20 protein-coding genes and 1 pseudogene are annotated in these 21,915 nt (G+C 74.0%); 14 read left to right on the top strand and 7 right to left on the bottom strand.

The genetic code is table 11. The annotated features are described in order from the left end of the window. The first annotated feature begins 64 nt into the window (after nt 1–64). Nucleotides 65–1,999, top strand: coding sequence for an ABC transporter ATP-binding protein (locus ACFYXK_RS13320; RefSeq protein WP_389411243.1), 1,935 nt, complete (start codon nt 65–67; stop codon nt 1,997–1,999). Nucleotides 2,000–2,062: 63 nt separating this feature from the next. Continuing rightward, on the top strand, nt 2,063–2,965 hold the full coding sequence (mltG, locus tag ACFYXK_RS13325; protein ID WP_389411244.1) for an endolytic transglycosylase MltG: 903 nt from the start codon (nt 2,063–2,065) through the stop codon (nt 2,963–2,965). Here mltG and ACFYXK_RS13330 read toward each other — a convergent pair. Then, nucleotides 2,962–4,110 carry an FAD-dependent oxidoreductase gene (locus ACFYXK_RS13330; protein WP_389411343.1) on the bottom strand — a complete coding sequence of 383 codons (1,149 nt, stop codon included), beginning with the start codon at nt 4,108–4,110 and terminating at the stop codon, nt 2,962–2,964. The genes mltG and ACFYXK_RS13330 overlap by 4 nt on opposite strands. 338 nt (nt 4,111–4,448) lie before the next feature. Between ACFYXK_RS13330 and ACFYXK_RS13335 the strand changes: the two genes are divergently transcribed. Then, the gene (locus ACFYXK_RS13335; protein WP_389411344.1) at nt 4,449–4,988 is read left to right on the top strand and encodes an SMI1/KNR4 family protein; all 540 of its coding nucleotides are present in this window, start codon (nt 4,449–4,451) and stop codon (nt 4,986–4,988) included. Nucleotides 4,989–5,054: 66 nt separating this feature from the next. Here the strand turns inward: ACFYXK_RS13335 and ACFYXK_RS13340 are convergent. After that, nucleotides 5,055–5,195 (bottom strand): annotated as a pseudogene (locus tag ACFYXK_RS13340) (IS5/IS1182 family transposase); the annotation flags it as partial. Here ACFYXK_RS13340 and ACFYXK_RS13345 point away from each other — a divergent pair. Together ACFYXK_RS13345 and ACFYXK_RS13350 are read left to right on the top strand one after the other, a co-directional pair. Beyond that, nucleotides 5,174–5,632, top strand: coding sequence for a hypothetical protein (locus ACFYXK_RS13345; protein WP_389411347.1), 459 nt, complete (start codon nt 5,174–5,176; stop codon nt 5,630–5,632). The pseudogene ACFYXK_RS13340 and the gene ACFYXK_RS13345 overlap by 22 nt on opposite strands. A gap of 22 nt (nt 5,633–5,654) precedes the next feature. After that, nucleotides 5,655–5,957, top strand: coding sequence for a hypothetical protein (locus tag ACFYXK_RS13350; RefSeq protein ID WP_389411245.1), 303 nt, complete (start codon nt 5,655–5,657; stop codon nt 5,955–5,957). 31 nt (nt 5,958–5,988) lie between these two features. On the opposite strand, the gene ACFYXK_RS13355 is transcribed toward ACFYXK_RS13350, so the two are convergent. Further along, on the bottom strand, nt 5,989–6,669 hold the full coding sequence (locus ACFYXK_RS13355; protein WP_389411246.1) for an HAD family hydrolase: 681 nt from the start codon (nt 6,667–6,669) through the stop codon (nt 5,989–5,991). A gap of 46 nt (nt 6,670–6,715) precedes the next feature. Further along, nucleotides 6,716–7,195, bottom strand: a complete 480-nt coding sequence (locus ACFYXK_RS13360; RefSeq protein WP_383510935.1) for an Lrp/AsnC family transcriptional regulator — start codon at nt 7,193–7,195, stop codon at nt 6,716–6,718. A 181-nt stretch (nt 7,196–7,376) separates the two neighbouring features. Here ACFYXK_RS13360 and ACFYXK_RS13365 point away from each other — a divergent pair, with 181 nt between their 5' ends. Genes ACFYXK_RS13365 through ACFYXK_RS13375 form a run of 3 tightly spaced genes read left to right on the top strand, consistent with a single transcriptional unit; the run spans nt 7,377 to nt 11,459 of the window. Beyond that, nucleotides 7,377–9,026 (top strand): SDR family oxidoreductase, encoded by a 1,650-nt coding sequence (locus tag ACFYXK_RS13365; protein WP_389411247.1) that lies wholly within the window; start codon nt 7,377–7,379, stop codon nt 9,024–9,026. Continuing rightward, nucleotides 9,023–10,399 (top strand): cryptochrome/photolyase family protein, encoded by a 1,377-nt coding sequence (locus tag ACFYXK_RS13370; protein WP_389411248.1) that lies wholly within the window; start codon nt 9,023–9,025, stop codon nt 10,397–10,399. Before ACFYXK_RS13365 ends, ACFYXK_RS13370 begins: the two co-directional genes overlap by 4 nt. Nucleotides 10,400–10,436: 37 nt before the next feature. After that, a complete protein-coding gene (locus tag ACFYXK_RS13375; protein ID WP_389411249.1) occupies nt 10,437–11,459 on the top strand; it encodes a MerR family transcriptional regulator in 1,023 nt (340 codons plus the stop codon). Here ACFYXK_RS13375 and ACFYXK_RS13380 read toward each other — a convergent pair. Together ACFYXK_RS13380 and ACFYXK_RS13385 are read right to left on the bottom strand one after the other, a co-directional pair. Continuing rightward, the gene (locus ACFYXK_RS13380; protein ID WP_389411250.1) at nt 11,386–11,898 is read right to left on the bottom strand and encodes an RNA polymerase sigma factor; all 513 of its coding nucleotides are present in this window, start codon (nt 11,896–11,898) and stop codon (nt 11,386–11,388) included. The two genes, ACFYXK_RS13375 and ACFYXK_RS13380, sit on opposite strands and share 74 nt — an antisense overlap. 198 nt (nt 11,899–12,096) lie before the next feature. Then, nucleotides 12,097–12,828: a YoaK family protein gene (locus ACFYXK_RS13385; RefSeq protein ID WP_389411251.1), complete on the bottom strand. Its 732-nt coding sequence runs from the start codon at nt 12,826–12,828 to the stop codon at nt 12,097–12,099. A gap of 51 nt (nt 12,829–12,879) precedes the next feature. Between ACFYXK_RS13385 and ACFYXK_RS13390 the strand changes: the two genes are divergently transcribed. The 6 genes from ACFYXK_RS13390 (at nt 12,880) to ACFYXK_RS13415 (ending at nt 20,830) form a co-directional block, all read left to right on the top strand. Then, nucleotides 12,880–13,473, top strand: a complete 594-nt coding sequence (locus tag ACFYXK_RS13390) for a histidine phosphatase family protein (RefSeq protein WP_389411252.1) — start codon at nt 12,880–12,882, stop codon at nt 13,471–13,473. 63 nt (nt 13,474–13,536) lie between these two features. Continuing rightward, nucleotides 13,537–15,735 carry an FUSC family protein gene (locus ACFYXK_RS13395; protein WP_389411253.1) on the top strand — a complete coding sequence of 733 codons (2,199 nt, stop codon included), beginning with the start codon at nt 13,537–13,539 and terminating at the stop codon, nt 15,733–15,735. 112 nt (nt 15,736–15,847) lie between these two features. Beyond that, nucleotides 15,848–16,504: a class I SAM-dependent methyltransferase gene (locus tag ACFYXK_RS13400; protein ID WP_389411254.1), complete on the top strand. Its 657-nt coding sequence runs from the start codon at nt 15,848–15,850 to the stop codon at nt 16,502–16,504. A 274-nt stretch (nt 16,505–16,778) separates the two neighbouring features. Further along, nucleotides 16,779–18,272 carry an FUSC family protein gene (locus ACFYXK_RS13405; protein WP_389411345.1) on the top strand — a complete coding sequence of 498 codons (1,494 nt, stop codon included), beginning with the start codon at nt 16,779–16,781 and terminating at the stop codon, nt 18,270–18,272. A gap of 276 nt (nt 18,273–18,548) precedes the next feature. Then, on the top strand, nt 18,549–19,685 hold the full coding sequence (locus ACFYXK_RS13410) for a nitric oxide synthase oxygenase (RefSeq protein ID WP_389411255.1): 1,137 nt from the start codon (nt 18,549–18,551) through the stop codon (nt 19,683–19,685). A gap of 59 nt (nt 19,686–19,744) precedes the next feature. After that, the gene (locus ACFYXK_RS13415; RefSeq protein WP_389411256.1) at nt 19,745–20,830 is read left to right on the top strand and encodes a lactonase family protein; all 1,086 of its coding nucleotides are present in this window, start codon (nt 19,745–19,747) and stop codon (nt 20,828–20,830) included. Nucleotides 20,831–20,921: 91 nt separating this feature from the next. Here the strand turns inward: ACFYXK_RS13415 and ACFYXK_RS13420 are convergent, their stop codons facing one another. Then, nucleotides 20,922–21,851: a hypothetical protein gene (locus tag ACFYXK_RS13420; protein ID WP_389411257.1), complete on the bottom strand. Its 930-nt coding sequence runs from the start codon at nt 21,849–21,851 to the stop codon at nt 20,922–20,924. Between the last annotated feature and the right edge of the window lie 64 nt (nt 21,852–21,915).

The following is a 21,915-nucleotide window of genomic DNA, read 5'->3' on the forward strand; positions in this document are numbered from 1 at the left end:
AGATTCATTGTGAGCATAGGTAACAATGAGCTATGCTCATGTGAGTCTCGTCAGAAGGAGGCCCATGCGCCCCGAAGAACCGAAGTGGACCCCATCGAAAGAAGCCCTCGACCCCAACCGCCCCGCCCCCGAGGAGCAGCCGCGTGAGCTGCGCCGGATCGTGGGCCTGTTCCGCCCCTACCGCGGCCGCCTCGCCGTCGTGGGGCTGCTCGTCTGCGCCTCCTCGCTGGTGGGAGTGGCCTCGCCGTTCCTGCTGAAGGAGATCCTGGACGTCGCCATCCCCGAGGGGCGTACCGGGCTGCTCAGCCTGCTCGCGCTCGGCATGATCCTCACCGCCGTGGTCACGAGCGTGTTCGGCGTGCTCCAGACCCTGATCTCCACGACCGTCGGCCAGCGCGTCATGCACGACCTGCGCACCGCCGTGTACGCCCAGCTCCAGCGGATGCCGCTGGCCTTCTTCACCCGCACCCGGACCGGCGAGGTGCAGTCCCGCATAGCCAACGACATCGGCGGCATGCAGGCCACCGTCACCTCCACCGCGACCTCGCTCGTCTCCAACCTGACGGCCGTGATCGCCTCCGTCGTCGCGATGCTCGCGCTCGACTGGCGGCTCACCCTCGTCTCGCTGCTCCTGCTGCCGGTGTTCGTGTGGATCAGCCGGCGGGTCGGCCGCGAGCGCAAGAAGATCACGCTCCAGCGGCAGAAGCAGATGGCCGCCATGGCCGCCACGGTCACCGAGTCCTTGTCGGTGAGCGGCATCCTCCTCGGCCGCACGATGGGCCGCGCCGACTCGCTGACCCAGTCGTTCTCCGACGAGTCCGAGAAGCTCGTCGGCCTCGAGGTGCGCTCCAGCATGGCCGGGCGCTGGCGGATGTCCACCATCGGCATCGTCATGGCCGCCATGCCCGCGCTCATCTACTGGGCCGCCGGCATCGCCCTGCAGTCGGGCGCCCCCTCGCTCTCGGTCGGCACCCTCGTCGCCTTCGTCACGCTCCAGCAGGGCCTGTTCCGGCCCGCCGTGAGCCTGCTGTCGACCGGCGTGCAGATCCAGACCTCGCTCGCCCTGTTCGCCCGCATCTTCGAGTACCTCGACCTGCCGGTGGACATCACCGAGCGCGCGGACGCGGTGCGCCTGGACCGGGCCAGGGGTGAGGTCCGGCTGGAGGACGTGCACTTCGCGTACGACGCCAAGCACGGGCCCACGCTGACGGGGATCGACATCACCGTCCCGGCCGGCGGCTCGCTCGCCGTGGTCGGCCCGACCGGCTCGGGCAAGAGCACCCTGAGCTACCTCGTGCCCCGGCTCTACGACGTGACCGGCGGCCGGGTCGCCCTCGACGGCGTGGACGTACGCGACCTCGACTTCGACTCGCTGGCCCGCTCCATAGGCGTGGTCTCCCAGGAGACGTACCTCTTCCACGCCTCGGTCGCCGACAACCTCCGTTTCGCGAAACCGGACGCCACCGACGAGGAGATCGCCGAGGCGGCCCGCGCGGCCCAGATCCACGACCACATCGAGTCCCTGCCCGACGGGTACGACACCCTGGTCGGCGAGCGCGGCTACCGCTTCTCCGGAGGCGAGAAGCAGCGCCTCGCCATTGCCCGCACCATCCTGCGCGACCCTCCGGTGCTGATCCTCGACGAGGCCACCAGCGCTCTCGACACCCGCACCGAGCATGCCGTGCAGCGGGCCATCGACAACCTGTCCCAGGGCCGCACCACGATCACCATCGCGCACCGGCTCTCCACCGTCCGCGACGCCGACCAGATCGTCGTCCTGGACAAGGGCCTCATCGCCGAGCGCGGTACGCACGAGGAACTGCTGGAGGCGGACGGCCGGTACGCGGCCCTGGTCCGCCGGGACCGGGAAGCCGCGCTCACCCCGGAGGCGACCGCTGCCCGAGTGGTCCGGGAAGCGTCTTCGGCCAAGGCCGCCAGACCGGCGGAGTCGACCGGGTCGGCCGACGGAGCCGCGCAGCCTACGCCGGTAAAAGTGTGATCGTATGACCGATGTGCGGGCGTGATGCCCGACATGTGACGGTTCGCGGGTTAGCGTGCCCGCATGCGTCATGAGTACCAGCCGCCACGGCGTCGTTCCCGGCTCACCCGCCGGGGCCGTCTGGCGCTCCTCCTCGGCATGCTGCTCGCCGTCGGTGCGGCCGCAGCCCTCTTCCCGCTGCTGCGGGGCGCGGAAGCCCCCGAGAAGCCGCGCCAGTTGACCATCCCCGAGGGCTGGCGGGCGCCCCAGGTGTACGCTGCGATCGACCGCGAGCTGAAGCTCCCGGCAGGTTCCGCCAAGGCGGCGGTCGCCACGGCCGGACTGGCCCTGCCCGCAGAGGCGAAGGGCAACCCGGAGGGCTTCCTGTTCCCGGCGACGTACCCGGTGACCTCGAAGTCGACGCCGGCCACCCTGCTCGCGTACATGGTGCAGACGGCCAACCGGAAGCTCGCGACCAAGGCGGTCGCCGACGGTGGCAAGGCGCACGGGATGACCCCGTATCAGACGGCCACCCTCGCCAGCATCATCGAGGCCGAAGCCGAATCCCGCGCCGACCGGGGCAAGGTCGCCCGGGTGGTCCACAACCGGCTGGCACGGTCGATGCCGCTGCAGATGGACTCCACCATCAACTACGCGCTGGGCCGCAGCACGGTCGACACCACCCTGAGCGAGACCCGGATCGACAGCCCCTTCAACACCTACGAGCGCCAGGGGCTCCCGCCGACGCCGATCGACAGCCCGGGCCTCGAGGCCATGGCGGCGGCCGTCGCGCCGACGCCCGGCGACTGGCTGTTCTTCGTCACCGTGAAGCCGGGGGACACCCGCTTCTCGGCGACGTACGAGGAGCACAAGAAGCACGTCGCGGAGTTCAACCGGATCCGAGCCGCTGCCGGGGCGACTGCCGGTGCCGGAGCGGGCGCGGGGGAGGGCGCCGCGCGCGCCCGGGCGGGTTCCCGCACCGGTTAGGCGGAGAGGGCGGCCGCCGGCTCGCGCCCGCCGCCGAGGCCGCCCGCGTCGCCGGACCCGCCGGAGCCCTCGGCCCCGTCCGTGCCGTCCGCTCCTCGGGCCAGCAGGCGGCGGATCTCGCGGACCGCGGCGCCGCCGGCGCGGTTGGCGCCGATCGTCGACGCCGACGGGCCGTAGCCGACCAGGTGGATCCGCTCGTCGCGGACCGCCCGGGTGCCCTCGACCCGGATGCCGCCGCCGGGCTCGCGCAGGTGCAGCGGAGCCAGGTGGTCGATGGCGGCCCGGAACCCGGTGGCCCACAGGATCACATCGGCCTCCACCTGCCGTCCGTCCGCCCAGGCGACTCCCGTCGCCGTGATCCGGTCGAACGCGTCCTGCCGGTCCAGCACCCCCGAGGCCAGTCCGGCCCGGACGGCCTCGTTCAACGGGAGCCCGGTCACGCTGACCACGCTCTGCGGGGGCAGCCCCCGGCGCACCCGCTCGTCGACCAGGGCCACCGCGGCCCGGCCCTCGGCCTCGCCGAAGCTCCCGTCGCGGAACACCGGGGGCCGCCGGGTCACCCAGGTGGTTTCCGCCGCCACTTCGGCGATCTCCAGCAGGTGCTGCACCGCCGAGGTGCCGCCGCCCACCACGACCACCCTGGCCCCGGCGAACTCCTGCGGACCCGGGTAGTCCGCGGTGTGCAGCTGGCGGCCCCGGAAGGTCTCCTGGCCCGGGTAGCGCGGCCAGAACGGCCGGTCCCAGGTCCCCGTCGCGTTGATCAGGGCCCGCGCGGACCAGGTCCCGGCCGAGGACTCCACGCGCAGCCGCCCGTCGGCCCCGTCCCGTACGGCCGCGACGTGCACGGGTCTGCGCACGCGAAGCCCGAACCGGTCCTCGTACGCACCGAAGTACTCCCCGATCACCGCCGAGGACGGCCGCAGCGGGTCGGCGTCCGTGAGCTCCATGCCGGGCAGGGCGTGCATCCCGTGCACCTTGCCGTAGGTCAGCGAGGGCCAGCGGAACTGCCACGCGCCGCCGGGTCGCGGTGCACGGTCGAGCACCACGTGGTCGATCCCGGCCCGCGCCAGGTGGTAGGCACTGGACAGTCCCGCCTGCCCGGCCCCCACGACCACCACGTCGACGCCCGCCGCACCCCGCACGATTTCGTTCACGGTTCTACCAACTCGCGGACGCGGCGGGATCTTCCCTCCCGCTCAGGGGTGCTTCCCGGCCCGCGGTCTCGCCGCCGGACAGGGTGCGGACCGCGATCCGCAGTGGCTTGTCTGTGAAAAGTCGCGGGCGGGCACTTCGCTGAGGGGTCGACCCTGCGCTTCGGGGCGGAAGACGAACATGGGGAGGAATGGAACACACGCTCGAAGTACCATCCCTGCAAGGTTCTCCGGCCGGTACTTCTCAACCTCCGCAGTGGTGTGGTCGGACGGAGACATCCCTGTAGAGAGGGCAGAGGGCGATGAGTGTGGCTGAGAGTTGGTCGCGTGTGATGAGTCTTCTTCGGGAGCACGCGCCGGCCGATCACGCGGATCTGCCGGGGCCCGCTACGGAGCAGATGCTCGCGGCAGCCGAAGAGCGGATGGGGATCTCCCTGCATGGGGACCTGCGGACGTGGCTGTTGCGGAACAATCTGGATCTGCCGGAGGAAGATTTCGACGACGACGTGATGTGCTGCGGCTTCGATGGGTTCCCCGACGAGGGAAGCTTCTTTCTGGGTATCCGGGCGATGGAGAGGCTTTACGCGAACCGTTCCACGTCCTGCGGATTCGACCCTCCGGACCAGCCGGACTACCCGTTCTGGCGTAACGAGTGGATCCCGTTCCTGTCGGACCAGGACGGCTGGAGGGGAAAGTTCATCGATGTGCGGGACGGGCGCGTCGGCAGCTGGTTCGTGGGTGAGATCACGGTCACGGGCGAGTACGAGTCGATGGCCCGGTATTTCGACTCCGTGGCGGAGACGCTGACGAAAATCGCCGGTGGAAGCTTCCCGGTCTGTCGGTTCACCGAAGGCCGACTTGTCTGGTCGTGAGACGGTTCTCAGCTGGATGAAGGCCATTGCCAAGCCGCCCTCACCCTGCAACGGCAATGAGCCTCGTCAGCGTTGACGTTCCAGGGTGAGGACGGCTGCGGCGATGGCGGTCATGCGGTTGGGGCTGCAGCGGGCTTTGCGGAAGATGCGCCAGGGCTCGAGTCGCGCGACGCTTCGATCGACCGGTGCTCGCGCCGCTGACAGGGCTGCGCCGCGCTCGGCCTCCGGTACGGGGCCGCGGGCGATGCGATCGCCGCCGGCCTCCTGCTCACGCCCTGGCCGTCTCCGACCGGCTCCGCCACGACAGCCTTTCGCCGGACGGCGGCTGTCTGGCACTGGCCCTCGGCCTGCCCCTGCTGGCGGTCTGGGCAGGTGCGGCGCTCGCCCTCCTGCTCAGCCTGTCGTTCCCGCGCCTGGCCCAACCGGGGCAGACGGGCCTTGCGGGCAACGGCGGTGCGCTGGTCAGCATCGTCGCCGTGTCACCCGGCTTCGGAGCCCTGCTGGCGCTGGCGCTCGGGCTGACCGGACTCGGACCGATCCGGCTCTTGATCGGCGCAGGCGGCATCACCGCCCTGGTCACGGCATGCGCCCTGGTCGGTGCCGCGCGCGGATTCCGACCCGAGTCGGTGCTCGGCTCCTCCTGAATCGATCTCCTGGGACTTACTGATGACGAAACTGCTGATCCACATCCGACCTTCCCTGATCGCGCTGCCGTTCCATCGCGCCTTCACCAGACCACTGGTGGACATCGACGGCGTCGAGCGGGAAGCGGCCTGGGGGACGACGGAAGTCCCCGTTGAGGCCGGGACGCACCACTTGGCGGTGTACTTCCGCTACCGCGGTCAGCGATCGGCGCGATTGGGCGTGGGACACGAGGAGTTGACCGTGGACGGCTCGATGCCTGAACTCCGGGTGACCGCTCGGCTCGGCCCGCGCAACGGGAGCGGCTTCCGCGTGGTCATCGGCTGACGGGCGCGGGCGGTCACCACCCCGGTAAGCCCTAGGCGGCCGGGCGGCGGGACGCGAGCCAGGTGTGGGCCGTGTCCGCGTGGAACTCCGCCTGGCCGGAGCGGAAGAGGAGGCCGGCCGTCGCGAAGGCCGGGTCGTCGGCGGTCGCGGTCACGTACGGGATGGCCACGCAGTGCATGCCGGCCGCGTGGGCGGCCTGCGCGCCCGGCGCCGCGTCCTCGAGGACCACGCAGTCGGCGGGATCCGCGCCGAGCCGGCGGGCCGCCTCGAGGAACACGTCGGGCGCGGGCTTCCCGCGCGCCACCTCCTCGGCGGAGACCGCCGTGGTCAGCAGCGCGTCCAGGCCCGTCCCGGCCAGCACGGCGTCGATCGCCTCGCGCGAGGACCCGGAGGCCACCGCCATCGGTACACCCTCCGCGGACAGCCGCTCCACGAACCTCCGCATCTCGGGGAAGACCTCGGTCCCCGCCCGGGCCAGCTCCAGGTAGGCGGCGTTCTGTTCGGCCAGCAGCTGTTCCACCGGGACCTGGAGGCCGTACCGGTCCTTGAGGATCTCCAGCGTCTCCAGGGTGCCGATGCCGATGAAGCGGGAGTGCTGCTCCCAGGTGAAATCCGCGACGCCGTGCCGGGCCAGGGTGCGCCGCCCGGACTCGTAGTAGTTCGGCTCGCTGTCCACGAGGGTGCCGTCGAGATCGAATATGACGGAAATCATCCGCTCTGCCCGTTCTGCCGGTCATGTGCGTTTCCCGGCCATCCTGTCAGGGTTTGCGGGCCGCCCGCCCCACGGACTCCACCAGCGGCAGCAGGCGGTGCGCGACACGCTCGCGCAGCGCCACCTCCGTACGCGTGCGGACCACTCCGGGGAGCTGGATCAGCCGCTGGATCACGTCCTCCAGGTGTGCGTTGTCCCGGGCCGCCACCCGGGTCAGCAGATCCCCGCCGCCGGTGATCGAGAAGGCCTCGATGATCTCCGGCACGGCGGCCAGCGCATCGCCGACCTCGTCCAGGTGCCCCTGGGTGACCTCGATGTGCACGAAGGCCAGTACGGGATGCCCGAGCGCCGCGGGGGAGAGCACGGGACCGGTGCCGGTGATCACCCCGGTGCGCTCCAGCCGGTCCAGCCGGGCCTGCAGGGTGCCGCGCGCGACCCCGAGGAGCCGGGCGTACTCGCGGACGCTGGTGCGCGGCTGCTCGATCAGCAGGCGCAGGATCCGGGTGTCGAGCTCGTCCACCGCCATGACAGGACTGTACCAATGGCCCAGGCGGGTGCCCGTTGCCGCAGTGCATCGGCTGTCGCAGCGCATCCGCCGGCGCAGTGCATCCGCGGGCGCAGTGCATCCGCGGGCGCCGGTCCACGGGAATCCCCTGCGGGGATGCCGACTGCGCAACGGCGGACACGTACGAGGAGCGGAGACAGCGATGACGAACACCACCGGTCTGCACTGCCTGGTCACCGGGGCCACCGGATACATCGGAGGCCGCCTGGTGCCCGAGCTCCTCGGCGCCGGACACCGCGTCCGCTGCCTGGCCCGGTCCCCCGAGAAGCTGCGCGACCACCCGTGGGCCGGGAGCACCGAGGTCGTCCGCGGCGACGTCACCGACCCCGAGTCCGTCGCGGCGGCCCTGCACGGCATCGACGTCGCCTACTACCTCGTCCACGCCCTCGGCGCCGGATCCGGGTTCGAGGACCGCGACCGCACCGCCGCCCGCGTCTTCGCCGAACAGGCCCGTGCGGCCGGCGTCCGCCGCATCGTCTACCTCGGGGGGCTCACCCCGGCCGGGATCCCGGTCCGCGACCTGTCCCCGCACCTGCGCTCCCGCGCCGAGGTCGGCGAGATCCTCCTCGGCTCCGGGGTGCCGGCCACGGTCCTGCGCGCCGCCGTCATCATCGGCTCCGGCTCGGCCTCCTTCGAAATGCTGCGCTACCTGACCGAACGGCTCCCCGTCATGGTCACCCCCAGCTGGGTCGGCACCCGCGTCCAGCCCGTCGCCGTCCGCGACGTCCTGCGCTACCTCGTCGGCAGTGCCGCCATGCCGCCCGAAGTCAGCCGCGCCTTCGACATCGGCGGCCCCGACGTGCTCACGTACGAGGAGATGATGCGCCGCTACGCCGCCGTCGCCGCCCTGCCCCACCGGCTCATCCTGCGCGTCCCGATGCTGACCCCGCGGCTGTCCAGCCACTGGATCGGCCTGGTCACGCCCGTGCCGCGGGCCCTGGCCCGGCCGCTCGCCGAATCCCTGCGCCACGAGGTCGTGTGCGCGGAGCACGACATCGCACGGTACGTCCCCGACCCGCCCGGTGCCCCGATCGGCTTCGACCGGGCCGTGTCCCTGGCCCTGCGGCGGGTGCGCGAGGCGGACGTGACCACCCGCTGGTCCTCCGCCTCCCTGCCCGGTGCGCCCAGCGACCCGCTGCCGACCGACCCCGACTGGGCCGGCGGCAGCCTCTACACCGACCGGCGCGAACGCGCGGTCGACGCCTCGCCCGCCGCGCTGTGGCGGGTGGTGGAGGGCATCGGCGGGGAGAACGGCTGGTACTCGTTCCCGCTGGCCTGGGCCGTACGGGGCTGGCTGGACCGGCTCGTCGGCGGGGTCGGCATCCGGCGCGGCCGGCGTGATGCGGCCCGGCTGCGGGTGGGGGACTCGCTGGACTTCTGGCGGGTGGAGGAGATCGAACCGGGCCGCCTGCTGAGGCTGCGCGCGGAGATGCGGCTGCCGGGGCTGGCCTGGCTGGAGATGTACGCGGACCCGGCCGCGCCGCCGGGCAGTGACCAAGGCGGACGCGGTGCGGTCCGGGGCGCCCGCTACCGGCAGCGGGCCCTGTTCCACCCGCACGGGCTGCTCGGCCACCTCTACTGGTGGAGCGTGTCGCCCTTCCACGCCGTCGTCTTCGGCGGCATGGCCCGCAACATCGCCCGCGCCGCGCGCCGCCTGGACGACGAGGCGGCCGTGGCCGGCGCCGGCGCGAAGACCCGGGACACCACATCCGCATCCGACCGGCCCCCGTCCGCCGAAGTACCGGACGACAGCCGTCCCCCCGGTCCCGACGCGGAGCGAGAGAACCCATGAACGTCGCGGTGGTCCTGTACACCTCCGACCTGCGCCTGCACGACCATCCGCCGCTGCGCGCGGCCCTCTCCTCCTGCGACGAGGTGGTGCCGCTCTTCGTCCGCGACCGGGCCGTCGACGCGGCCGGCTTCGCCGCCCCCAACCGGCTCGCCTTCCTCGCCGACTGCCTGGCCGACCTGGACGCCGGACTGCGCGAACGCGGCGGCCGGCTCGTGCTGCGCTCCGGCGACGCCGTCGCCGAGGTCTGCGCCCTCGTCCACGAGTGCGACGCCGACGAGGTCCACATGGCGGCCGGGGTCAGCGGCTACGCCCACGCCCGTGAGGAACGGCTGCGCGCCGCCCTCGAAGCCGAGGGCGTCCGGCTCTACGTGCACGACGCGGTCGTCACGGCCGCCGCCCCCGGGGCCGTGCTCCCCGCCGGCTCGGACCACTTCGCCGTCTTCACCCCGTACTTCCGCCGCTGGACCGAACTGTCGCCCCGCGCCGTCGCCCCCGCCCCGCGCTCCGTCCGCGTGCCCGACGGCATCGGCTCCGACCCGCTGCCCCGGCGCGCCGCCGTCACCGGCGTCTCCCCGGGCCTCGCCCGCGGCGGTGAGCGCGAGGCCCGCGACCTCCTCAGGCGCTGGCTGCGCGCGGGCCTCTCCCGCTACGAGGGCGCCCACGACGACCTGGCCGGCGACGCCACCTCCCGGCTCTCCCCGCACTTCCACTTCGGCACCCTCTCGCCCACCGAGGCCGTCCACCGTGCCCGCGCCACCGCCGTCGGCCCCGGCGCCGAGGCCTTCGTCCGGCAGATCTGCTGGCGCGACTTCCACCACCAGGTGCTCGCCGCCCGCCCCGAGACCGCCGTACGGGACTACCGCGACCGCCGGGACCACTGGCGCAATGGGGCCGCCGCCGAGGAGGAGGCCGAGGCCTGGAAGGAGGGCCGCACCGGCTACCCGGTGGTCGACGCGGCCATGCGCCAGCTGCGCCACGAGGGCTGGATGCACAACCGGGGCCGGCTGCTCACCGCCAGCTTCCTCACCAAGACCCTGTACGTGGACTGGCGGATCGGGGCCCGGTACTTCCTGGACCTGCTCGTGGACGGGGACCTCGCCAACAACCAGCTCAACTGGCAGTGGGTGGCCGGGACGGGCACCGACACCCGCCCCAACCGGGTCCTCAACCCGGTTCGTCAGGGCCTGCGGTACGACCCGGCGGGCCGCTACGTGCACCGCTGGGTGCCGGAGCTCGCCGGACTGGACGCCCCGCAGGTGCACGAACCCTGGCGGCTGCCCGCGCCGGAGCGGGCCCGCTACGCCTACCCGGACCGGATCGTGGAACTCGCCGACGGGCTCGAGCGGTTCCGGCGCGGACGCGGAGCCGCATGAGCGCCCGGCCCCGGCCCCGGAGCCCTATCGTGAGCGGGTGGACCGCGTGCCCCAGACACCACCGCAGCCCCAGCCCCGGCCCGCCGCCGCGCTGAGCACCGGCGCGGTCGCCCGCCGCCTCGGGGTCTCGCCGACCACGCTGCGCTCCTGGGAGCGCCGGTACGCGATCGGCCCGGCCCGCCGCGAGGCCGGCCGGCACCGCCGCTGGACCCCGCCGGACGTCGCCCGGCTGGAGCTGATGTGCCGGCTCACCGCCGAAGGGGTGCCGCCGGCCGAGGCGGCCCGGGCAGCCCTCGGCGTCGCCGCCGCAGAGCGCCGCGCCGAGGCAGCGAAACCCGCGCGGACCCCCGGCGGGGCGGACGCCCTTCCGCTCGGGGCGGTCCGCCCGGAGTGCCGGGGGCTCTCGCGGGCCGCCGTACGCCTGGACGCGCCGACCGTGGCCGAGCTGCTGGAGGCGGCACTGGCCGAGCACGGGCCGGTCACTGCGTGGGAGGAGGTCATCGCGCCGACCCTGCACGCCGTGGGCCGCAAATGGGCCACCGCCGGGGAGCGTTACGTGGAGGTCGAACACCTGCTGTCCTGGCAGATCTCCTCGGCGCTGCACCGGATCCGGCCCGCGCCCGAGCCGCCGCGGACCCCGCCCGTCCTCCTCGCCTGCGTCCCCGGCGAGCAGCACAGCCTGCCCATCGAGGCCCTGACCGCGGTCCTCGGCCAACGGGGCCTGCCCGTCCGGATGTTCGGGGCCGCGCTGCCCGCCGAGGCGCTGCACGACGCCGTGCGGCGCACCGGCCCGCGGGCCGTCGTCCTGTGGGCGCAGTCCCGTACGACCGCCGATCCGGCCCTGGCCCGGTCGGTGGCCGGCATCGAGTGGGGCCTGCGCGGTGCGCGCAGCCGCACGGCGCTGCTGCTCGCCGGACCCGGCTGGAGCCCGGACGTCCAGGCCCCGCGTACCGAGCGGCTGTACGGGCTGCGCTCGGGCCTCGCGGTCATCGAGTCACTCGAGCCGCCGGGGGCAGTGACCGGCGCAGCTGGTGCAGGGCCCTTCGCATATGGCTCTTGACGGTGCCCAGCGGCAGCCCGGTGAGGTCCGCGATCTGGCTCTGCGTCAGGTCCGCGTAGAAGGCCAGGCGCAGCACGCGCTGCTGCTCGAACGGCAGCCTGGCCAGCTCCCCGAGGACCAGCACCCGGTCCAGGACCTGCTCCGACTCCCGCTGCGGCAGGCTTCCGGGGCGGTCGGCCGCACCGGGGGCGGCGCGCGCAGCGGCCACGGTCGCCCGGGTCCGCCGGGTCCGCGCCTCCAGGGCGTCGGCGACCTTGTGGCGGGTGATGCCGGTGATCCAGGCCCCGAACCCGCCGGGCCCGGGCCGGTAGCGTCCCCGGCCGTGCCAGGCGGCGAGGAACACCAGCTGCGTGACGTCCTCGGCCTCCCGCTCGTCGCCGAGGCGCCGGTGGGCCAGTGAGTGGACCAGCGGCCGCCAGCGCCGGTAGACCACCTCCATGCAGCGCTCGTCGCCCGCCGCAAAACCGACTGCGAGACCCGCTGCGGAATCCGCCGCGCAACCGGCCGCCCGAACCGCCGCCCGATCCGCTGCCCGATCCACCGTTCCGTCCATGGATCGAGCCTCGCCACCGCGCACCGGGCCGGCCACTCGCAGCGTTTGCGCATCGATTCACCCCCGCTGTCGACGGGCGGTGGCTCAGAGCCTGTGCAGCGGAGGCTGGGGCAGATACGCCAGGGCCACCGCCAGCACCGCCGTGGCCGGTGGCAGCAGCAGCCAGTTCACCGGCCAGTCGGCCCGTACCAACAGAGCCCCCGCCAGCCCGCCGGTGAACATCGCCGTGACGGCCACCGCCCGGGGCACCCAGGCGGCCGTCCCGTACCCGAGGGCGCCGTCCCGCCCCAGGGCCGAGCCGGCGAGCAGGAAGGTCATGGAGCGGGTGACCAGCGTGGTCGGCAGCCCGGGCACGTTCACCCGCATGCTCGTGACATTGCGCATGCCCATCGAGGTGGCCAGCAGCGCCGCCACCGCCATGTGCCGCACGGTCGGCTGCCCGTAGCGCGGCGCCACGCCCCAGCCGACCCCGGCCGCGACCAGCATCAGCCCCGCCTCGATCGCCAGGCCGGTCACGAACCAGCGCCGTCCGCGGGCCTCCGACGTGGCTTCGAGCCGGGCTCCGCACACCGCCCCGACGGCGAAGGCGGCCAGCGACACCGCAGGCGCCAGAGCGGGCAGATTCCCCTGCCGAGCGGTCCCGAAGGCCAGGAACAGCACGTTGCCGGTCTGCATCGCCGTGAACACCGGTCCGAGCGCGAGCAGACTGACCGCCTCGATCAGGCCGGTCACGACGGTCAGTACGACCATCAGCACGGTCAGCGGCGGCGGCCGCAAGAGGTGCCGTCCCACGTCCATGACGCCCGACAGTGACATGCGCCCCGCAACCTTCGGCGCCGACATGCCGGAGGGCTTAGGGTCCGGAGAATGAGCGACCTGCTGCTGGTGAGACACGGCGAGACGGCATGGAGCGCCACCGGGCGCCACACGGGGCGGACCGACGTGCCACTGACCGCCGCCGGTGTCGAGGAGGCCATCTCCCTGTCCCCGTACTTCCGCGACCGGCACTTCGCCCTGGTGCTGACCAGCCCGCTGCGCCGCGCCGTCGCCACCGCCGAGCTCGCCGGACTGAGCGGCGGCGTCACCGACCCCGACCTGTACGAATGGGACTACGGCGGCTACGAGGGCATCACCACGGCCGAGATCCGGCGGACCCGGCCGCACTGGTCCCTGTGGACCGACGGCGTCCCGCCCGGCGACGCCGAACACCCCGGCGAGGACGCCGCCCAGGTCGGCGCCCGCGCGGACCGCGCCCTGGCACGGGCCGCCGAGGTCCTCGCCGAGGACCGCGGCGATGCCGTGATCGTCGCCCACGGCCACTTCCTGCGCGTCCTGACCGCCCGCTACCTGGGCCTGCCACCGCAGGACGGGCGGCTCTTCCTGCTGCGCACCGGCACGGTCAGCATCCTGTCCACCGAACACGGCCTCCCCGTGATCGCGGGCTGGAACACCCACCCCTGAGGTCCGGCGGCCCGCGGACGTCCACGCCGAGAGCCCCGCCGCATCCCGTGGGATTCTGAAACCGTGCGAGCCCTTGGGGAACTCCGTACGGGCACCGGCCCCCTGCCGGCGGCCGCACGCCGGGCCGTCCGGACCACGCTCGCCGCCTGTACCGGCTTCTACCTGTTCCTGTACGGACTCGGCCAGCCCATCAGCGCCACCTACGCCCTCTTCGGCGCCGTCTCCCTGGCCGGCCTCTCCCGGATCCCGGGCACGGGACGGCAGCGGGCCGCGGTGATGGTCAGGCTGCTTCCGGTGGCCTGTGTGCTGGTGACCCTGGGCACCTTCCTCGCCGTCCGGACCTGGAGCGCCGTCCTGGGCATGGCCGTCATCGGCTTCTGCGTGGCCTTCTCGGCGGCGGCCGGACCCCGGCCGGCGGGCGCCGCGGCCGGGCTGCAACTGCTGTACATCCTGCCGAGCTTCCCGCCGTACGCCCCGCACACCCTCGACGAACGCCTCGGCGGCACCCTCACCGGCCTCCTGCTGCTGATCCTGGCCGAGGCGTGGGTGCTGCCCGACCCGCGGGTGGCGACGTACGCCGAGCGGGCCGCGGGCTCCGTGGCCGAGGCGGCCCGCTGCGCCGCCGCCCTGGAGCGGCCGCCGTACTTCCTGTCCGACTCCGCGGCCGACCGGGCCCGGGCGGCCACCGAGGCGCTGCGGCCCTCGCGGGTCCCGGAGGCGGAACGTCCCGCCGGGCCGGGCCTGCGCGAGCGGGCGCTGGCCCACACCGGACTGGTCGCCCGCACGCTGCTCTCCCGGCTGCGCAACCTGCCGCCGCCGGCGGCCGGACGCGAGCCGAGACGGGCCGGACTCGATCTGCTGGGCGCGGTCCGCGCATCGGCGACCGCAAGCTCCACGCTGCTGCGCGACGGACGGCGGCCCGTCGCGGACTCGACGGAACTGCTCCGTCTGCGCGCCCGGAACTCGCGCACCCCCGCAGAGCTGCCCGAGTCCCGCCGCCGGCAGGCCGCCCTGTTGGAGATCGCGGACGTCGCGGTGGCGCTGCGCACGGCAGCGGAGATCGCCGTGGAGGGGCGCGGCGCGCACCCGGAGGGGGACGCGGCGGACCGGTTCTGGTACGTCCGGCAGAACACCGTGCAGCTGTGGTGGCACCGGATCGCCGCGCACACCGGGCCGCGGTCCGTGTACTTCCAGAACGCCGTGCGGATCGCGCTGGCCCTCGCGGTGGCCCGTACCGTGGCCGGAATCGACTCCCTCCCGCACGGTTTCTGGGCGATGCTCGCGGTCATCAGCCTCACCCGGACCACCGCCGTGCAGACCCGCGGAACCGTGCGCACCGCGCTGATCGGCACCTCCCTGGGCGCGCTCGCCGCCGGCACGGTGCTCGCCCTGACCGGCGGGCAGACCCTGGTGTACGCGATCGTGCTCCCGCCGCTGATGCTGTTCACGTTCACCGTCGGGCCCGTGAAGGGGGTGGGCTGGGCGCAGGCGCTGTTCACGCTGGTCGTCGCCGTCGTCTTCGCCCAGCTGTCCGCGGTCACCTGGCAGCTGGCCGAGGTCCGCTTCCTCGACGTGACCATCGGCAGTGCGATCGGAATGGTGTGCGGGATCCTGGCCTGGCCGCGCGGGGCCCACGACGAACTGGGCCGGGCGGTGGCCGGGCTGCTGCGCGCCTGCGCCGACGACGTCGAGTCGACCGCCGCCGTCGCGACGGCGTCCCGGGGGCTCGCGCAGGCCCCGGAGGACGCGGAGGACGCGGAGCACCGGGTCCGCGTCACGCTGGTCATGGCCGAGTCGGCGTACGCCCAGTACCAGAGCGAGACGCAGCGCCCGGCCGGGCCGGGCCAGGACTGGCAGGCCACGGTGATGACCGGGCACCACGTGCTCTGGGGTGCCGGGCGGGTCCTGGGCAGTGTGGACGGGACGCCGCTCGAGCGCAGCGAGGCGGCGCAGCTCGGGGACTACGCCGCGCGCGTGGCGGCCGGACTGCGCCGGGCGGCGGTGGTGGTCGACGCCCCGCACAAGACCCGTGGCGCAGCCCGTTCGGGCGACACCCGACCGGGCGGGACCGGCACGCCCGGCGCTCCGGGGGCCGCCGGGTCCGGTGTGCCGGCCGCGCCCGTGCCCGCCGCCGCCGAGGCGGCGCCGCCCGACGCGGGGCCCGTCTACTTCGCCACGACGGCCTGGCTCGACTCGCTGGCGGCGGACCTCCGGACCATCGAGTCGGGCCACGCCGCGGCGGCTCCGCACGGCCCGGTGTGATCCCCGGGTCGGTCGTTTCCCGGCCGTGTGCCCGGGCAGGAACTCCACGGCGTCCGGGACCGGTGGAACGGGCGGCGGGAAGCGCGAACCGAGACGAGGGCGAGGGGCGCCGATGAGTGGTGGCAAGTCCGCGGCGGACGTGTTCGACGAGGTCGGCGCGCGGTACGAGGAGGTGTTCGGGCGCGTTCCGGGGCAGCTCGCCGCACTGGACTGGCTGACCGCCCGCCTCGCCCCCGGGGCCCGTGTGCTGGACGTGGGCAGCGGTACGGGCCGCCCGACCGCCGAGGCGCTCGTGCGGGCGGGCTGCTCGGTGACCGGCATCGACGTCTCGGCGCACATGGTCGACCTCGCGCGCTCCCGGGTGCCGCAGGCCCGGTTCGAGCAGGCCGACGTCCGGACGTACGCGGCCGCGGAGGGCGGCTTCGAGGCGGTGTGCTCCTTCTTCCCGCTGCTGGTGATGTCCCAGCGGGAGGTGGCGGCGGCGCTGGAGCGGATGGCTTCGTGGGTGGCGCCCGGCGGGTACTTCGTGATGGCCACCGTGCCGGGGGACATCAGCGACCTCGACATCGTGTGGATGGGGCACGAGGTCACCGTCAGCAGCCTGTCCACGGCGGAGCACCTGCGGCTGCTGGGCGCGGCAGGCCTGGACGTGCTGGAGCACCACACCGCGCTGTTCAGGCCCGGGACCGGGCCTGCTGGGGCCGCCCGAGCCGCTGAGGCGGTCGAACCCGAGGAGCACCTCTTCTGCTACGCCCGCCGCCCGGCCTGAGCGACTGCTGGTCCGTTGGCCGTGGGTGGCCGAACGGAACACCCCTGGACTGGGCCAATGGCCCAGTGATCCGGTGCCGTGTTGAGCCAGCGGGCCCTCGGATGCTTATCTGTGTCGTATCCATGTACTTTCGGCGCCGCGCAGCGCCGGGCGGCAACGAGGCCGGCCCGGAGCGCGGTGCCTTCGTCGTGCCCGCCTGCCGCCCACCACCCCCGGGCGGCCGCCGGGCCGGCGCGCACCATCTCGAGGGGGGCGGCACACCGCCGTGAAGAGGATGTTCGTGGCTCCGGATCCGGGGCGCCTGAGACTGAAGAACTCGCTGCGGGCCGCGCTCGGCGTCGCCTCCGCCGTCGTCGTGGCCGAGCTCTGCGGTCTGTCCCTCACCGCCTCGATCACCGGGGGACTGGCGGCCCTGCTCACCCTGTTCACCGTGCTCGACCCGACGGTACGGGCCCAGCGCGTGACGAGCGCCCTGCTGCCCCTCGCCGGATTCCCCGTCCTCGCGCTGGCCACCAGCCTGCACGCGGTGCCGCCGGCCAGGGACGCCGCCTTCCTGGCCGTCGTCTTCGCCGGGGTCTACGCCCGCCGCTGGGGGCCTCGCGGGCACGCCCTCGGGATCTTCGCCTTCATGATGTTCTTCGTCACCCAGTTCCTGCACGCCGTCCCCGGACAGCTGCCCGAGCTGTACGCCGCCGTCGGGCTGGCGCTGCTCTCCGCCGGAGCCGTGCGGTTCGTCCTCTGGCCGATCGAGCGGCGCACCCCGCCGCCCGCCGCGCCGCCCGGCCTGCCCGGCACCGGGCTGGCCCGGCCGACCACGCGGCAGGCCTTCCAGGCCACCGCGGCCTGCGCCTTCGCGCTCGGCATCGGCCAGGCGCTCTCCGACGACCGCTGGTACTGGGCCGTCGGCACCGCCTGGTGGATCTTCGTCAACACCGCCTCCCGGGGCGAGACCCTCGTCCGCGGATTCCGCCGGGTCCTCGGCACGGTCGTCGGCATCGCCGCCGGGCTGCTGATCGCCGTACCGCTGCACGGCGCACCGGCGCCCACCGCCGCGCTGGTCGCCGTATGCGTCTTCGGGATCTTCTACACCGCGGCCCCCTCGTACTCCTGGATGATGTTCTTCGTCACCGTCATGGCCGGGCTGCTCTACGGGCTCCTCGGCGTCCTGCACCCCGGGCTGCTGGTCCTGCGCTTCCAGGAGACGGCGATCGGCGCGCTGGGCGCCGCCCTCGCCGTGGTGCTCGTCCTCCCGGTGACCACCCACGCCGCCAACGACGCCTGGATCCAGCGTGCCCTGCACTGCGTACGGGCCTCCACCGCGGCCTCCCTCGACCGCCTCGCCGGGGACCCCGACGCCGATCCCGCCCCGCACGCGGCCGAACTCGAGCTGCTGCTGGGCCGCGTACGGATGGCCCTCGCGCCCCTCGTCCACCCGCTGAGCCCGCTGCGCGCCCGCAAGGCCCGGGCCCGGCAGGTCCTCGGGCTGCTCGACGACTGCGCCCGGGAGGTGCGCGGGCTGGTGGCCGTCGCCGCCGACCCGCAGGCCTCGCACGACGCCCGGCTGGCCGCGGCCTGCTGGCGGGTGGAGGCGGCCGTGGAGGCGCTGACCACCCCGCAGACCACGGCGGGACCCGCCGTTCCCAGCCACCCCCGGCCCGCCGCAGCGGAACCGGCCCTCGCGCACCTGCACGGCCTGGAGCACGCCCTCGTGGCCCTCCACGCCCCGCTGCGCACCGACCCCCGCTCGCCCCTCGTCATCAGCGCCTGATCCCGGCCGGGGAACGGCCCGGCCGTCGGCGAGCGGGCGCGGTTCAAGGCCCGCCCCTGTCCATGATTCCCGAGGTCAGAGACCTGATGACGGCGGATCCTACGCCCTGTCAGCTCCGCTCCGCAGGGCAATGGCCCGAAGATCACCCGGTGGAGTGTTCCGGACACGCGTGCCGTATGCCGCTGACCTGCGGCATGTACAACGGGTGATTGTTGATTGCACATTCATCCGGCACGTACAGGGTGGATCTGGTCGGACAGGGGGTAACCGCCCGGGATGGAAATACTTCAACAGCGCTCGACCACAGCCCAAGTGTGGGAAGCAGCCGAGGAGTTCATCCGACTCTTCCACCGCGAGAATCCGCAGACCGGTGATCCGCGGGCCCGGCTCGCCGCCGTGCGGGCCGAGCTCGCGGAGACCGGAAGCTACCGGCACACCCCGCAGGAGCTCGTCCACGGGGCCCGTGTCGCCTGGCGCAACAGTAACCGCTGTATAGGCAGGCTGTACTGGAACTCGCTGCGCGTGCGCGACCGGCGCGATCTCACCGCCGCCGACGACATCGCCGCCGAGTGCTTCGAGCACCTGCGCGACGCGACCAACGGGGGCCGGGTCAGACCCACCATCACCGTCTTCGCCCCGGACACCCCGGACCGCCCCGGCCCGCTGATATGGAGCGAGCAGCTCGTCCGGTACGCCGGCTACGGCGACCACCACTCCGTCACCGTGGGCGATGCCCGCAACGCGCCCCTCACCGGGGCGCTGCTCGCCCTCGGCTGGGCCGGGGGCGCCGGCACCCCCTTCGACCTGCTGCCGCTGGTGGTGCAGGGCGTCGACGACAAGCCCCGCTGGTTCGACACCCCCGCCGACGCCGTGCTGGAGGTCCCGATCGAGCACCCCGACGACGCGGGCTGGGCCCACTGGGGGCTGCGCTGGCACGCCGTACCCGCCATCTCCAACATGTGCCTGGAGATCGGCGGCATCCACTACCCGGCCGCGCCCTTCAACGGCTGGTACATGGGAACCGAGATCGGCGCCCGCAACCTCGCGGACACCGACCGGTACAACCTCCTGCCCGCCGTCGCCCGGCGCCTGGGCCTGGACACCTCCAGCGACCGTTCGCTCTGGAAGGACCGGGCGCTCGTCGAGCTCAACCGGGCCGTGCTGCACTCCTTCGACCGGGCCGGGGTCACCATCGCGGACCACCACACCGAGTCCCGGCGCTTCCTGAGCCACATAGAGCGGGAGGAGCGCAAGGGACGCGAGGTGGGCGCCGACTGGTCCTGGATCGTGCCGCCGATCTCGGGCTCTGCTACCCCGGTCTTCCACCGCACGTACGACGACCGGCCGAGCTCGACGGCGTACGTGCACCACCCCGGAGCGCAGGAACGCGCCCAAGGACGAGATCTGGTCTAGACCTTCTGTTACCGTCGGCTCCGCACGGATCGATCCGGAACGGTGGAGAGGGGCATCCCGTGGGCGATGCGGACGGTACGGAAGGCGCGTACGAAAGCGCCCGGCGCGGCGGACACCGGGTCCACATCGGCTCGTTCACCTCGGGAGGCGGCCGCGGCATCACCACCGCGGCCGCGGACCCGGCGACCGGTGCGCTGACCCTGCTCTCCGCCACCGATGCGGTCGCGGACCCCTCGTACCTGGCCGTCGACCGGGCCACCGGCGTGCTCTACGCCGTGAGCGAGACCGAGCAGGGTGCGGCCGCCGCCTTCCGGCCCACCCCCGGGGGCCTCACCGCACTCGGCGCCGCCGTCCGCGTCGGCGGCGCCGGACCGACCCACCTCAGCGTGGCCGGGCGCCGGCTGCTGACCGCCAACTACACCTCCGGCAGCGTCAGCAGCCTCCCGCTCGCCGCGGACGGCGCCCTGTCCGGACCCGCCTCGATCCTGGCCCATCAGGGCTCCGGCCCCGACACGAGCCGCCAGGAGCGGCCGCACGCCCACCAGGTGCTGCCCGATCCCAGCGGCCGCTGGGTGCTCAGCGTGGACCTCGGCACCGATTCGGTCCGCGTCTGCGCACCGGACCCGGCCACCGGGGCACTGCGCCTGCACGGCGAGATCGCGCTGCGCGCCGGGACGGGGCCGCGCCACCTCGCCTTCCACCCGGACGGCGAGGTGGTCTACGTCCTGCACGAGCTGGAGCCGCAGCTGACCGTCTGCCGCTGGAATCCGGGATCCGGGCAACTGGAACCGGTCGACGAGGTTCCGATCGCCTCTGAGGGCGCTCCAGGGGGCGTACGGGCCTATCCCTCGGCCGTGGTGGCCTCGCCCGACGGCCGGTTCGTGTGGGCCGCGATCCGCGGCGCCGACACCATCGCCACCCTCTCGCTCGCCGGCGGGGCCGGTGCGCCGCGGCTCACCGGCAGCGTGGACTGCGGCGGAAGCTGGCCGCGGGACCTCGCCGCCGATCCCTCGGGGCGCCGGCTGTACGCGGCCAACGAGCACTCCGGGGACGTCACCTGGTTCGACGTCGACCCGCTGACCGGGCAGCCGCGCCGGGCCGGCTCGGTGGCGGTGCCGGCCGCCGCCTGCGTGGTCTTCGCCTGACGGCCCTCGTCCGTGTGCACACGGACGAGGGCCCGCGCCCCGGAGAAGAATTCCGGGGCGCGGGCCCTCGTGCGCGCAGTCCTGGGAAGGATCAGTGGGCAGCGGCGCCCTGGGAGAGGCCGAGCGCTGCGGAGTACTGGGTGACGACGAGCTTGCCGAGCGCCGAGTAGGCACCGAGCACCTCGGAGGCCGCGCAGTCGGCCTCCTTGCACGCCGTGTCCAGCAGCCCCTCGGCAGCCTCCGGGCCGATCAGGTACGGGGCCAGCGCGAGCTGCGTGGAGCCCTCGCTGCGCAGCTGCTCGGCGACCGCGGCCACCGAACCCTCCTGGTCGAGCGCGGCGGCCTTGACGGGGACCGCGAGACGGGCGGCCAGCAGCATGCCGGTGACCCCGGCGACCTGGACGGCCTCCGCGCCGCCGGTGGTGGCCACGATGATGCCGTCGGCGGCGGTGGTGACGGTGAACAGTCGGGCGCGGTCGGCGCGGGCCAGGCCCGCCTCGGAGAGCCGTACGTGCAGGCCCTCGGCGAGCAGCGGGTGCGGGCCGAGCACCTCGGCCAGCTCGGCGGCGGCCGAGGAGTCCATGACGGCCTGGCGCATCCGGCGCAGCAGGTCGGCGTCGGGGCCGGCCAGCAGCGGGACGACCACGGCGTCCGGGCCGGTCGGGGCGGGTACGTCGTGGCCGGCGGCGCGGGCGAACTCCGCGCGCGCGACGCGCTCGGCCGCGACGGCGGTCAGCACGCCGGCGAGGGCCGGGAACTCGGCGCCCTCGGCACTCTCTGCGTCTTCGCCCTCGAGGAAGCCGATGCGGGCGTCCAGGCCCGGCAGCTCGGAGCGGCCGATGCTGATGATCTCTTCCGCCAGCCCCCGCGAGGCGGCCGAAGGGGCACCGGGCACGGCGAGCACCAGCGCGGGCGCGCCCTCGGGCGCCACCGCGGGCTCGGGTCGGCGGTGCCGTCCGGCAGGGCGGGGTCGCGGCATTCGTACGGGCAGGCCATTTGCGGGCCCAGTGGGGGAGCTCATGGCGCCGCATGCTACTGGCTTATCGGAACGGAGTGTTCGGGCAGGGCCTTATCGGGCGGCTTCT

Source organism: Streptomyces sp. NPDC002209, from assembly GCF_042890265.1.
In the GTDB taxonomy this organism is placed as follows: domain Bacteria; phylum Actinomycetota; class Actinomycetes; order Streptomycetales; family Streptomycetaceae; genus Streptomyces.

What these genes read in the sequence shown, in the direction of transcription:
- ACFYXK_RS13320 (WP_389411243.1), top strand. Translation starts at nt 65, where the DNA reads ATGCGCCCCGAAGAACCGAAGTGGACCCCATCGAAAGAAGCCCTCGAC.
- mltG (WP_389411244.1), top strand. Translation starts at nt 2,063, where the DNA reads ATGCGTCATGAGTACCAGCCGCCACGGCGTCGTTCCCGGCTCACCCGC.
- ACFYXK_RS13335 (WP_389411344.1), top strand. Translation starts at nt 4,449, where the DNA reads ATGAGTCTTCTTCGGGAGCACGCGCCGGCCGATCACGCGGATCTGCCG.
- ACFYXK_RS13350 (WP_389411245.1), top strand. Translation starts at nt 5,655, where the DNA reads ATGACGAAACTGCTGATCCACATCCGACCTTCCCTGATCGCGCTGCCG.
- ACFYXK_RS13355 (WP_389411246.1), bottom strand. Translation starts at nt 6,669, where the DNA reads ATGATTTCCGTCATATTCGATCTCGACGGCACCCTCGTGGACAGCGAG.
- ACFYXK_RS13360 (WP_383510935.1), bottom strand. Translation starts at nt 7,195, where the DNA reads ATGGCGGTGGACGAGCTCGACACCCGGATCCTGCGCCTGCTGATCGAG.
- ACFYXK_RS13365 (WP_389411247.1), top strand. Translation starts at nt 7,377, where the DNA reads ATGACGAACACCACCGGTCTGCACTGCCTGGTCACCGGGGCCACCGGA.
- ACFYXK_RS13370 (WP_389411248.1), top strand. Translation starts at nt 9,023, where the DNA reads ATGAACGTCGCGGTGGTCCTGTACACCTCCGACCTGCGCCTGCACGAC.
- ACFYXK_RS13380 (WP_389411250.1), bottom strand. Translation starts at nt 11,898, where the DNA reads ATGGAGGTGGTCTACCGGCGCTGGCGGCCGCTGGTCCACTCACTGGCC.
- ACFYXK_RS13385 (WP_389411251.1), bottom strand. Translation starts at nt 12,828, where the DNA reads ATGTCACTGTCGGGCGTCATGGACGTGGGACGGCACCTCTTGCGGCCG.
- ACFYXK_RS13390 (WP_389411252.1), top strand. Translation starts at nt 12,880, where the DNA reads ATGAGCGACCTGCTGCTGGTGAGACACGGCGAGACGGCATGGAGCGCC.
- ACFYXK_RS13400 (WP_389411254.1), top strand. Translation starts at nt 15,848, where the DNA reads ATGAGTGGTGGCAAGTCCGCGGCGGACGTGTTCGACGAGGTCGGCGCG.
- ACFYXK_RS13405 (WP_389411345.1), top strand. Translation starts at nt 16,779, where the DNA reads ATGTTCGTGGCTCCGGATCCGGGGCGCCTGAGACTGAAGAACTCGCTG.
- ACFYXK_RS13410 (WP_389411255.1), top strand. Translation starts at nt 18,549, where the DNA reads ATGGAAATACTTCAACAGCGCTCGACCACAGCCCAAGTGTGGGAAGCA.
- ACFYXK_RS13420 (WP_389411257.1), bottom strand. Translation starts at nt 21,851, where the DNA reads ATGAGCTCCCCCACTGGGCCCGCAAATGGCCTGCCCGTACGAATGCCG.